General features: G+C 40.6%; 13 protein-coding genes and 1 other annotated feature. Of the genes, 11 read left to right on the top strand and 2 right to left on the bottom strand.

Translation table 11 applies throughout. The features are described 5' to 3' along the window. Nucleotides 1–114: 114 nt before the first annotated feature. The 7 genes from MHH54_RS13770 to MHH54_RS13740 all read left to right on the top strand — a co-directional run bounded on the left by MHH54_RS13770 (nt 115) and on the right by MHH54_RS13740 (nt 5,002). Nucleotides 115–390: a YtzC family protein gene (locus tag MHH54_RS13770; protein WP_003217632.1), complete on the top strand. Its 276-nt coding sequence runs from the start codon at nt 115–117 to the stop codon at nt 388–390. A 142-nt stretch (nt 391–532) separates the two neighbouring features. Further along, nucleotides 533–712: a hypothetical protein gene (locus tag MHH54_RS13765; protein ID WP_003217546.1), complete on the top strand. Its 180-nt coding sequence runs from the start codon at nt 533–535 to the stop codon at nt 710–712. A gap of 17 nt (nt 713–729) precedes the next feature. Continuing rightward, nucleotides 730–1,122: a GntR family transcriptional regulator gene (locus tag MHH54_RS13760; protein WP_342500346.1), complete on the top strand. Its 393-nt coding sequence runs from the start codon at nt 730–732 to the stop codon at nt 1,120–1,122. Beyond that, nucleotides 1,115–1,993 carry an ABC transporter ATP-binding protein gene (locus MHH54_RS13755; RefSeq protein WP_003217564.1) on the top strand — a complete coding sequence of 293 codons (879 nt, stop codon included), beginning with the start codon at nt 1,115–1,117 and terminating at the stop codon, nt 1,991–1,993. Before MHH54_RS13760 ends, MHH54_RS13755 begins: the two co-directional genes overlap by 8 nt. Continuing rightward, complete coding sequence (locus MHH54_RS13750; protein WP_106033023.1) at nt 1,987–2,982, top strand: ABC transporter permease subunit; 996 nt, start codon at nt 1,987–1,989, stop codon at nt 2,980–2,982. Before MHH54_RS13755 ends, MHH54_RS13750 begins: the two co-directional genes overlap by 7 nt. 21 nt (nt 2,983–3,003) lie before the next feature. Further along, on the top strand, nt 3,004–3,702 hold the full coding sequence (locus tag MHH54_RS13745) for an ABC transporter ATP-binding protein (RefSeq protein WP_003217638.1): 699 nt from the start codon (nt 3,004–3,006) through the stop codon (nt 3,700–3,702). Beyond that, nucleotides 3,692–5,002 carry an FtsX-like permease family protein gene (locus MHH54_RS13740; RefSeq protein ID WP_342500345.1) on the top strand — a complete coding sequence of 437 codons (1,311 nt, stop codon included), beginning with the start codon at nt 3,692–3,694 and terminating at the stop codon, nt 5,000–5,002. Before MHH54_RS13745 ends, MHH54_RS13740 begins: the two co-directional genes overlap by 11 nt. 62 nt (nt 5,003–5,064) lie before the next feature. Here the strand turns inward: MHH54_RS13740 and MHH54_RS13735 are convergent, their stop codons facing one another. After that, a complete protein-coding gene (locus MHH54_RS13735; protein ID WP_106033025.1) occupies nt 5,065–5,766 on the bottom strand; it encodes a hypothetical protein in 702 nt (233 codons plus the stop codon). Nucleotides 5,767–5,852: 86 nt separating this feature from the next. Beyond that, nucleotides 5,853–6,656 (bottom strand): STAS domain-containing protein, encoded by an 804-nt coding sequence (locus MHH54_RS13730; protein ID WP_003217570.1) that lies wholly within the window; start codon nt 6,654–6,656, stop codon nt 5,853–5,855. Between the two features lie 425 nt (nt 6,657–7,081). Between MHH54_RS13730 and MHH54_RS13725 the strand changes: the two genes are divergently transcribed. The 4 genes from MHH54_RS13725 (at nt 7,082) to MHH54_RS13710 (ending at nt 12,080) form a co-directional block, all read left to right on the top strand. After that, entirely contained in the window at nt 7,082–7,411 is a 330-nt protein-coding gene (locus MHH54_RS13725; RefSeq protein WP_223250657.1) for a DUF4257 domain-containing protein, read from the top strand. A 103-nt stretch (nt 7,412–7,514) separates the two neighbouring features. After that, nucleotides 7,515–7,736: a binding site (T-box leader), on the top strand. Nucleotides 7,737–7,833: 97 nt separating this feature from the next. Next, nucleotides 7,834–10,248 (top strand): leucine--tRNA ligase, encoded by a 2,415-nt coding sequence (leuS, locus tag MHH54_RS13720; RefSeq protein WP_268494359.1) that lies wholly within the window; start codon nt 7,834–7,836, stop codon nt 10,246–10,248. 130 nt (nt 10,249–10,378) lie between these two features. Further along, the gene (locus tag MHH54_RS13715; protein ID WP_342500344.1) at nt 10,379–11,281 is read left to right on the top strand and encodes a dienelactone hydrolase family protein; all 903 of its coding nucleotides are present in this window, start codon (nt 10,379–10,381) and stop codon (nt 11,279–11,281) included. Nucleotides 11,282–11,327: 46 nt separating this feature from the next. Continuing rightward, on the top strand, nt 11,328–12,080 hold the full coding sequence (locus tag MHH54_RS13710) for an NAD(P)-dependent oxidoreductase (RefSeq protein WP_342500343.1): 753 nt from the start codon (nt 11,328–11,330) through the stop codon (nt 12,078–12,080). The last annotated feature ends 217 nt before the right edge of the window (nt 12,081–12,297 follow it).

Genomic DNA, 12,297 nt, shown 5'->3' with positions numbered 1-12,297 from the left:
GTTTAACAAAAATCATGAAGGAGGACAATTGAATCTGTCCAACATTTTCTTTAGTGAAAAAGCTTTACGTGGGCAAAATAGGCGGGAGCAATGATGAAATGGAGGGAATGCAAGATGGCAACAAGGCAGTCAATCGATGAATTTATCCAAAAAAGTACTGAAACCCTTGAGTTTGCAAATGAGCAATTTGATTTGAACTTACGCCAAGAGCATTATAATGAGGACGAATTTTCTAAGGCACAGCTTATGCTTGAAGATGCGGTGAACGAATTAGAAAAATTAAAAGATGTCGCCAATGACCAGCAAAGAGAGCGGTTAGACAGGGCACGTGTTCAAATGCAAAGCTTGCAAAATCAAATGATTTTAGGCATTTCTTACGACAACGAATGATGAACAGATCCTTTTTTAAAGGGTCTGTTTTTTATTTTTTGAAAGGCTATTGACTTTTTATTTAAGTGTCTATATTGTATTAAGTGTACTACATCAACTAATACACTAAAGACACTTAAAAAGTGAAGAAAGGTGTTTAACCATGAAAAAAGAAAAAAAACCAATCAATTTGAAGTGGATGGTGCTGGCTGTTGTGTTAGCATGTACATTTTTTTTCGTTCTCGTTTTCATTGGTTTTGAAGTTCAAAAAGATTTGATACTTAATTCAATCCCTTTAATGCAAGGGCATGAACAAGCAATAGGACTGCAAAAGCATGAATGAGGAAAGAGGGAGCCATCATGATTCAAATAGATCCACGAAGCGCTGCGCCAATATATGAACAAATCATTGAGCAACTCAAAATTTTATGTCTAAAAGGTGCAATGAAACCTGGTGACAAACTGCCCTCTGTCAGAGAGCTCGCCACTATTATCATCGCCAATCCTAACACCGTCAGTAAAGCATATAAGGAGCTTGAGCGGGAAGGGATTATTGAAACACTAAGAGGGCGCGGTACGTATGTAACAGAAGAGGCTCGGTTAAAGCTGAATGAAGGGAAGGTATTGGAGATGAAGGAGCAATTAAGACAACTCATTATAGAAGCTCATTATGCCGGTATTGATATTCAACAACTGAAGGAATGGATAGAAGAGATCGGCTCAAGTCTCGAGGGAGGAAATAAAGTTGATTGAGGTTAGAAATGTATCGAAGACATTAAATGGACGTGAAGTACTCAGCAACGTTTCCTTCAAAATAGGCGAAGGTGAGATCTTTGGTTTGCTTGGCAGGAATGGCTCTGGTAAAACAACACTTCTCCGCTTGATTCAGCAAATTCTTCTTCCAGATGAAGGAGAGATTTATTTTAAAGACGTGCTTGTGAAAGACCACCCGTTAGTAAAGCAAAATATTGTGTATATGCCAGTCGTCAATCCCTACTTTGATAGATACAATTACGGGCAGCTTGTCCAGCTGTTAAAGCATATTTATCCGAAGTTTGACGTGACATATGCCAATGAGCTTGTGAACCGCTATGAAATACCGGAAAAAGTAAAATACCGTGAACTATCGACAGGGTTAAAAAAGCAGCTGTCATTAATTTTAAGCTTTGCGATCAAGCCAGCCGTGATTCTGTTAGATGAACCGACAGATGGTATTGATGCCGTCACAAGAAATGATGTTCTTCAGCTCATGATCGACGAGGTAGCGGAACGTGAAACGTCGATTCTCATCACATCGCATCGATTAGAGGATATTGAGCGGATGTGTAACCGAATCGGGTTTTTAGAAGGAAACCAACTCACAAGTGTCATGGATCTAGATGAATTAAAGAATGATTATGTCAAAATCCAGATGGCTTTTGAAGAAGATATGAACTTGAGTATACGAAAAAATGGCGTTGCTATATTAGATCAAGCGGGCATTTTTTATACAGCGCTTGTTCTTAAAACAGATGTAGAGGCAAAAGAGTACTTGAAGTCGCTGCAGCCAAAAGTATGGCATGAACTGCCTGTTAATTTAGAAGAAGTATTCATTGCAAAGTTTGGAGGGAAACGGAGATGGTAAAGCGGCAATTATTATATAAGGAATGGAAGCAATCAGAGCTGACATTTATTTTAGTGATGCTGGTTGCAGTCTTTACGACGCCATTATCCTTTTTACTGGGATACTCGTCCTTTCAAACTTGTGTAAACGACCCCACATGTACAATCGGAGATCAATACTTTTATTATAATTTCAGTTCTGATATTTTTATCGCCCTTTCATGGCTTATGGGCTTGCTTTTTGCGATTATCCAGCTGGGATATGAAAGAAATAAAGGACAAATTGATTTTACTTTATCCTTGCCGTTTAGCAGAAGTACCATTTATCATACAAAGTTTTTCTTAGGTGCCGGAATCATAACGCTTGTTCATGTGTTGTCATATTTTCTCACTTACTTACTCATATTAGGCACTCAACCAAAAGAGACGTTTGACTTTAATAGTGGTTACTTCATTGCACTCGTATCAACCTTAATGATTTATAGTTTGTGTCTTGCAGCAGGTGCGTTAACAGGAAGCGCAATTAGTCAAGCCATTGTTACATTCAGTACAGCGATATTGCCATATTTATTAATTTGGCTTCCGATGTTTCATTTGGATTTTATTTTAAGAACGAATAGGCATTGGGTCGATGTCAGTTATGACTACTTTATTATGCCTATCGCCCCAATTACTTATATAACAGACCGTTTTCAATTTCGAGATATAGATAAATATCCACTTTGGTTCACTGGTGAAGAATTCATCATACCTATTGTGATGATGATTGTATTCTATCTTATTGGTTTGTTTAGCTTTATGAAGCATCCTATTGAACGAAATGGCCGTTTCTTCCTTTACTCAAAAATGGATAGACCGATTCAGATTTTGGTCATTGTCTTCGGTGTTCTAGGATTTGGATGGGTTGGATTTTCTTCTGACACTTCCATATTGGGTTATATCGTTGGCATGATCATCGGCGGCGTTGTAGGTGCACTAACAAGTTATTTCTTAATATATCGAAAAAGATAAACAGAGAGTAGGGGAGTAGAGATGATTCAGATTCAAGCGTTAGATCATGTGTTTAAAATTGGTAAAAAGGGCAGAGAGAATGAGATTCCTGTGCTGAAAGGGATTGACCTGTCCATCAAAAGAGGCGACATTGCATGTATAGTTGGGCGAAGTGGCTCGGGGAAATCTACCCTATTGAACTTAATTTCAGGATATATTACGCCAACGAGCGGACAAATTGTCATTGATGGTACCGATGTGACTGGGTTTAATGAAAAAGAATGGGCGGACTTCCGCTTAGATCACTTTGGTTTTATCTTTCAAAGCTTTCAATTGATCGGGAGCTTAACGACGTATGAAAATGTTGAACTTCCGCTCACTTTAAAAGGTGTGAAGCCGTCTGAACGAAAGGCGAAAGTAGAAGAAATGCTGAAACGAGTAGGTTTAGAACATCATGCAGGGCATTACCCGAATGAGTTGTCAGGCGGGCAGCAGCAGCGTGTGAGTATTGCAAGAGCCTTGATTTTAAATCCATCTATTATTTTAGCGGATGAACCAACAGGCAGTCTAGATTCAGAAACCGAAGGAGAAATTTTAGCCTTTATCCAGCAGCTTAATCGTGAAAAAGGAATCACATTTGTCATTATTACACATGACGATGAAGTCGCTTCAATCGCAGATACAACGTTCCAGCTTCATGATGGTGTATTAAAGAAAGGGGAACAATCCATTGAAATTTAGAGATCAGGTCAAATTTATTAGAAGAAACATGAAGAAAAATAGATTGCGTGTGTTTATGACCATTCTTGCGACGACAATGGCATGCTCTTTCTTAATCGTTTTAGCGTCTGTTGGTTTTGGTCTGCAAAAATCGGCGCAAGATGAAATCATGAAACAGCAAATCATCACAGAAGTGAAAGTGTTAGGCAAGGAAAAAGGTGACGTCAAGACAGATGATTTAAAGAAATATGATCATGTGAAATCTGTCGTCTCAAGAACGGCGCTCATTCCATTGGTAAACGTCGAGCTCGATGATCGCTCAGGTGAAACGCAGGCTGCTCTAACCGATATGAAAGAAGAAAAAGAAGCAGGGCTTGAGCTAGACCGAGGAAAAGTCCCAACATCAGCGAACGAAATTGTGGTCGGGTATCATCTGGCTGAACAACTGTGGACAAAAAAAGAACGCCAAGCCTATGAAAAAAAATTAAATCAGACATCAAATGGTGAAGAAACACCAAAAGAGCCTAAGGGCTACACGAAAGATATTTTAAATAAAGTGATTCAAGTCAAGGTACCAAAACTCAACGAAGAAAATGAAGTCGTCAAAGAAAAAACATTTGATTTCCGTGTAGTAGGTGTTTTGAAAAAGCCGAATCTGGAGTGGCAAGAGGATCATAAAATTTTTATTCCGAATGCGTATGAAAAGGAATTTGGTCAAGTACTCGATCTATCTCCTGAAGCAGGAAATGTCGAGAAAATGACTTCTGTTTATGCAGATAAATTCGACAATGTCGGTGCACTCACGAATAAGCTGACAGATGAGGGCTATCAAGTCATCTCTGTGACGAATCAGCTCGAAGGAATGGATATGTTCTTTACAGTCTTCAAAATTGGACTTATTTTTGTTGGATGTATTGCGGTCATTATTTCTGCAATTGGTATTTTTAATACGATGACAATGGCAGTAACAGAGCGGACACAAGAAATTGGGATTATGAAAGCCATTGGCGCGAATCCATCGATTATCAAGCGAATGTTCCTCATGGAAAGTGCTTACATTGGGGTGATTGGGTCGATCATCGGTATTATCATCTCATATATCATTAGTTTCGCCGTCAATTTAATCATTCCAGCCATTTTGTCGTCCATGTCAGAGGGAGGGGCAAGCGATCAATTCTCGATCACCTTCTCCTATATTCCGCTCAGCCTTGTAATTACAGCAACAGTGATTAGCGCAGGGGTAGCAATCCTTTCAGGGCTCAACCCAGCACGTAAAGCAACAAAAACGAATGTATTAGCAGCATTAAGAAGAGAAATCTAAAAAAAGAACCTCCTAAGGCACCCAATTGGGCTGACAGGAGGTTCTTTTTTCGTGATACATAGCTATTGCTTAGGTGCCCGGTACCCTGCACGCTCTGCCTCTTCTACAGAGCAGAATAGTTTGGTTACATTCTTTGTTCTAGAGTAGTATCTGCTGCTCGGTGTGTGATAAATACCGTTGACACTTCCTTTGATGTTACAGGCTGCAGATTCTTTTTTTGTTTCCTTCTGTGACTCATGACCGCCTGTGCTTTTTCCTTCATCTTTAGGAGCGGACCGCTGAACGGTAGAAGACTCCGTATCGCTGCTGCTTTTCTTGTTCTCTTTTTTGAGTGTTTCGTTGCTTGAGGCAAGCTTGTCTATTTTCTCTTCAAGCGCTTGAATGGTCTTTTCTTGCTTTTTGATTGTTTCTTTTTCTGAGGTGATGGTTTCTAGCTTTTTCGCTAGTTTTTCTTTATCCTTTGTTGCGTCCTCTAAAGAAGCGGTAAGCTCCTCTTTATCAGCTTTTAAGCGCGTTATGTCAGATGTGAGCTGCTTTTGATCCTTTAACAGCTGTTCTGAAGATGGATCTGCTTGTGCCTTCGGTGCATCTGTGGCAGCAAAAGGTAATGACATAATGGAAAAGATGAGACCCAAGATCAAGAAAGGATAAAATAGTTTCTTTGAAAAGATCTGCGCATTCTGGTGTTTGAGTAATAAGAAATTGACGGCATATCCTATGGCAAAACAAACACATAAAAGACCTATGATGAGTAACATCATCATCTAGTAGCCCCCCTACATCCTTTATTACACCTATCATACCTCATTTTTCCATTTTCAGGGGGCGTTTCAACTAAAAAAACCCTGTTTTACACAGGGTTTTCAGCTAATGGTAATCCTTTGATTGCTTCCTTAACCGTCAAATAAGTGATTGTATCCTGAAAATCTGTATCCAAGTCTTTCATTTTCATTGCAAGCTGCGGTTTGATCCCTGTGATGATCAGTTCGGTTCCGGTTAGATTAAGAAGACGATGCAGCTTGAAAATGCGTGCTGCAACGGAATCATCGACATCGATTAAACCAGAAAGATCGACAATTAAATAATCATCCTTTGAATCATCTAATATACAAGTTAACTTCGCGACAATGGCATCAAAGCGTTCTTCAGATAGTTTTCCAATGAGTGGCAGAGCAGATACACCATTTTTGATTGGGACGATTGGCGTCGAAAGAGAGGTGACTTCCTGTAAGGAATCTTCTAGGAGCTGTTCATATTCTTTCTGTTTCGTAATATCCTTTTGAAAGCCAATGAAAAATGTTTTATCATCTTGTTCAATGTATAGAGGATCTATATTGAGTTCATTCCAAAAAAAAGTACCGTCTTTTTTATAATTTTTTAGCTGTGTGGTAATAGGTGTTTTATTCTGTATTCCATGACGTATTAAATCGAGCTGCTTTTGATCTGTGTCTTTCCCTTGAAGGAATCGACAATTACGCCCAAGAATCTCATCTGGTTTGTATCCAGTCATGTGTGTAAAGCCATGATTCACATAAACGATAGGGTTATCCTCTAAAGAAGGGTCTGTAATGACAACACCGATCCGCGCATGATCTAGCGCTTTTTTTATGAGTTCAAGCTGTTTTTGTAAGCCGAAGATGTTCGAGCTGACCATATTACCCTCCTTTGTTGCTGCTATCAGACATATCAAATGGTTGTCTTTTCAACCAAAGGTATTCCTTACTAACGTAACATAACATATGTTCTGTTTCAACGATTGCAATGGCTTTGTTAAATTTGTCATCATAGTTTGTCCTCCATTAGAATATAGTAAGTAAGGAGACTTTTCTTTAGAAAAAGAAGGAATCAATTGCTCATAATTCATAAAATGACAAAAATAGTCAATATGGATTAGGTAAAAATGATTCCAATGCATCAAGATTGTTTTGGGTCATTCACATATAATGGAAGAAACAAGCTTTTTTTCTTCGTTAGAGAGAATAGACCTTTTACATGGATTATGACGGAACAGCAGAATGGCATTACAGGGGGCTGGACAGCCTGAAGTCGCTTTACTATTCTAAGGGCTTTAGGAAGGTGATGAAAATGCTGCAACAAGTCATTATTGCTTGCGCCATTGGAGGGGTCATGGGCATTCTCGGTCACGTAAAGAAAAAAGGCAGGCTAGAGAAGCCCAGAATGACAAAAAAGTTTATTTATTTAGGGTTTATTGAAGATTGGCTCGTTGGGATGATTGCCGCTACACTGCTTGTCTTATCCTCAAATCCCGATTCTAGTCTGCACTTGGTCATCTTATCAATTATTTCAGGTTACGGAGGAGAAGCAGTTCTGCGAAGCTTTGATTTTGTAAGAGAACAGCATTCACAGAATGCAGACTCCAACCGTCATAACCGATCTCCACACGAATAATATCCTCTACTTTACCCTGATCTAGGGTACATTCCCATTGTATACAAACCTGCTTGCACTTATGATCATAATTCTATAAAATACTACTTAGATGACGGTTACGATAAGAACAGTGAAGAGGAGTAGTAGGAAAGCAGTATTTGTCTTTAGAGAATTGACGGCTGGTGAAAGTCAATCAAATCTGCTTCTGAACTCGCCTCAGAGTTGCAGTTGCGTTAAAGCTTCTGTCGCATGTCTGCGTTAAAGATATTAAGTGAGCGTACAAACAGAAAGTTACGCTAACAAGGGTGGTACCGCGGGAACCAAAAAATCTCTCGTCCCTTTCCAGGGATGAGGGTTTTTTGTTGATTTTAGAAAAATCTGAATTCTCGCAGTGGTCATCTGAGCAGATACAGCCGTACATATTAAAGGAGGTTTTCACATTGAGTTTTCAGCATCGGGAAATTGAAAAGAAGTGGCAGGATTATTGGCTGACACATAAAACATTCGCCACATCTGACTCGGAAGATAAACCAAAGTTCTATGCACTTGATATGTTTCCATATCCATCAGGAGCAGGACTTCATGTCGGGCACCCTGAGGGCTACACAGCAACGGATATTTTATCACGCATGAAACGTATGCAGGGATATGATGTTCTTCATCCAATGGGATGGGACGCATTTGGTCTTCCAGCAGAACAGTATGCGCTAGATACAGGGAATGATCCGGCGGTCTTTACAGAAGAGAACATCAATAACTTCCGCCGCCAAATTCAATCACTAGGGTTCTCATATGATTGGGATCGAGAAATCAACACGACTGATCCAAATTATTATAAATGGACACAATGGATTTTCTTGAAATTGTACGAAAAGGGATTGGCGTATATCGATGAAGTACCAGTGAACTGGTGCCCAGCGCTTGGCACAGTCCTTGCAAACGAAGAAGTCATTGATGGAAAAAGTGAACGCGGAGGGCATCCGGTTGAAAGACGTCCGATGAAGCAATGGATGCTAAAGATTACGGCATATGCGGACAGGCTGTTAGAAGATTTAGAAGACATTGATTGGCCTGAAAGCATTAAAGATATGCAGCGTAACTGGATCGGACGTTCGGAAGGTGCACACGTTCATTTCGAAGTAGAAGGACATGATGAACAGTTTACTGTTTTCACAACGCGTCCTGATACATTGTTTGGGGCAACCTATGCGGTACTTGCACCAGAACATGCACTTGTTGAAAAAATGACAACAGCTGCTCAAAAAGAAGCAGTCGAAGCATATATGAAAGAAATTCAATCTAAGAGCGACTTAGAGCGGACAGATCTTGCAAAAACGAAGACGGGTATTTTCACAGGCGCTTATGCCATCAATCCATTAAATGGTGAAAAGATGCCGATCTGGATTGCAGATTACGTGCTGGCTACTTATGGAACAGGCGCGATTATGGCGGTACCTGCCCATGATGAGCGTGACTATGAATTCGCCAAAACATTTGATCTTCCAATCAAGGAAGTTGTCGAAGGCGGAGACATTGAAAAAGAAGCTTACACAGGTGATGGAAAACACATTAACTCTGATTTCCTCGATGGATTAGGAAAAGAAGAAGCGATTGAAAAAGTCATTGCATGGCTGGAAGAACATCAAAAAGGCGAAAAGAAAGTCACTTACCGTTTAAGAGACTGGCTATTTAGCCGCCAGCGTTATTGGGGTGAGCCAATTCCAATTATTCATTGGGAGGACGGAACGTCTTCAGCTGTTTCAGAGGAAGAGCTTCCACTCATTTTGCCTAAAACGACTGAGATTAAGCCAAGTGGCACAGGTGAATCACCTTTAGCCAATATTAAAGATTGGGTTGAGGTTGTCGATCCTGTCACAGGTAAAAAAGGACGCCGTGAAACCAATACAATGCCGCAATGGGCAGGCAGCTGCTGGTATTTCTTACGTTATATTGACCCGCATAACTCAGAAGAGCTTGCATCTCCTGAAAAGCTGAAGAAATGGCTTCCTGTTGATGTATATATTGGCGGAGCAGAACATGCTGTACTTCATCTTCTATATGCGCGCTTCTGGCATAAGTTCTTGTATGATATCGGTGTTGTTCCGACAAAAGAACCTTTCATGAAATTGTTCAACCAAGGAATGATTCTTGGGGAAAATAATGAAAAAATGAGTAAATCAAAAGGAAATGTCGTCAATCCAGATGATATCGTAGAATCTCATGGTGCGGATACATTACGCCTTTATGAAATGTTCATGGGACCTTTAGATGCATCAATCGCTTGGTCTGAAACAGGACTTGATGGTGCTCGCCGCTTCCTTGATCGTGTATGGCGTCTATTCACAAACGAAGATGGCACAATCAGTGATAAAGTAACGGAGCAAACTGGAGGCGCATTAGAACGCAGCTATCATGAAACCGTGATGAAGGTAACAGACCATTATGAAGGTCTGCGCTTCAATACAGGGATCTCACACTTAATGGTGTTTATCAATGATGCCTACAAGGCTGATACACTACCGAAAGAATATGCAGAAGGCTTTGTGAAACTACTTTCTCCAATTGCACCGCATGTAGCGGAAGAGCTTTGGAATAAACTTGGTCATGAAGGGTCTATTTCTTATGAAGCATGGCCGCAATATGACGAGTCAAAGCTTGTCGACGATGAAGTAGAAATTGTCGTACAATTGAATGGGAAAGTGAAAGCAAAATTAACTGTTCCTGCTGATGCAACTAAAGAACAGTTAGAAGAGCTTGCGAAAAATGATGCACGTGTAAAAGAACAGCTTGAAGGGAAAACCATTCGCAAAGTGATTGCGGTTCCTGGGAAGCTTGTCAATATTGTTGCGAATTAATGATGACACCCATCGGTATGAACCGGTGGGTGTTCTTTATTTCCCGGGACATAATTTTGTCGAAAACAAGGTGATTGCACGATCGATCTCGTATGTTAACAGATGATCAACAAAAGGAGGAGTGACGTCAATGGAAAAGGAAAGCAAACGTGAACAACTGCTCAGTCTGTTAGGAGAAATGCCAGAACGCCATCGCGTGGAGGCATATACGTTAAAGGTCGAGGATCGTGAATCGTACGTCATCGAAACACTCATTCTTTCAATCCATGGTGTAGAGGAAGTGCCCGCTTATTTTGTGAAGCCGAAGGATACGGTGAAAAAAAGACCAGTTGTGCTGTTTCAGCACTCTCATGGCGGGAACTACGTCGATGGGAAGGAAGAGCTCATCAAGGGTGCTCATTATTTGCAAGCGCCTTCATATGCGAAAGAGTTCACCTCAAAAGGCTATAGTGTTCTGGCTATTGATCATGCAGGATTTGGTGAGAGAAGAGGAAGAACCGAAAGTGAAATTTTTAAGGAAATGCTTTTAACAGGGAAAGTGATGTGGGGCATGATGCTGTATGAAAGTATGTGTGCAATTGATTATGTGCTGTCTCGACCTGATGTGCTGCCGGGCCGGTTAGCTATTTTTGGAATGTCAATGGGCGGGCTTCTTTCCTGGTGGACGGCTGCGCTTGATGAGAGGGTCAGTGTGTGTATTGATCTTTGCGCACAGGTCGATCACCACACATTAATTGAAACGAACAATTTAGACAGGCATGGCTTTTATTACTATGTACCAAGCTTAGCAAAGCACTTTACGGCAACTGATATTCAGGAAATGATTTTTCCAAGGCCGCATTTAAGCTTAGTTGGAAAACTTGATCCACTCACGCCTGCTGAAGGCGTCGCTCGCATTCAAAAGGGATTGAGCCAAACTTATCAAGCGGCTTCATTGAAAGAACGGTATCAGCTTGTTGGTCTTCATGCAGGTCATTTTGAAACAGCCGCTATGCGTCACGAGGCCACTCGATTCTTAAAAAAATGGCTGTAATCTATAAAGGCTTGGACATACTACGTCATTAGAAAGGAGGAGACACATGAAGAAGATCACGATCATTGGCGGGTGCGGTGTGATCGGCCGTATTTTAACAAAAACGCTCTCTTCTGAGTATGAGATCACCATTATTGATCAAACGGGCTGTGTAAAAGGAGACATTTTAGCAGATGCAACGAATGAACAGGAATTATATGAGGCGATTCCGCGAGATACAGATGTCATCATACACCTTTTAAACATGGAGATGACGCATGATGTGATGAATCATGAGGAGTTTGAAAAAATGAATGATATTTTTTGGAGGAGCTCTTATTCTATGTTTCGATCAGCTGCAAGTCTCGGCATACGAAAAGTCATTTTTGCAAGCAGCAATCACGTGACCGATCGTTATGAAAAAGATGGACGCTCCTTACTAGGGAGACATATTACAACAAACGATGTACCTGCGACTCAAAATGTCTATGGCATTTTAAAATTTGCTTCTGAACAGCTAGGCCGTTTGTTCCACGATCAAACGGGAATGTCTGTTATCAATTTACGGATTGGAACGGTTGTGACAGATGAGATGGAGGCATTACACGAGAAAGAACGGACGAAACGAACACTTCTTTCACACGAGGATCTAGCACGGATGATAAAGGCAGCGATTGAAACGACCGTTCCCTTTGGGACATATTATGCCGTATCAGAAAACGAAGAAAAGCCTTGGTCTACGGAAAACACGAAGCAGGAGTTAGACTATAGACCCGATGTAAATACGACGGAAATCCTTGAAGAAAATGATCGGGCATAGGGCATAATCATGTCATTAGCTGATGATCTTATTCTTTTGTTTCATGAGCATAAAAGCACGACTGACAGGATCGACCCAGTTGGACTGTCAAGATGATTATAGACGCTTTCTTCCCCCATTTGTTACATTTTAATCACGATATCGTCACAGGCTGCAGCTTATTTTCGGATAAAATGATAACGCTTACAAAGAAAGGGCGTGATGAACATAGATCGTT

The sequence above is a fragment of the Bacillus sp. FSL K6-4563 genome (assembly GCF_038630405.1).
GTDB classification, from domain to species: domain Bacteria; phylum Bacillota; class Bacilli; order Bacillales; family Bacillaceae; genus Bacillus; species Bacillus pumilus.
This window is presented reverse-complemented; position numbering and strand designations above follow the sequence as displayed.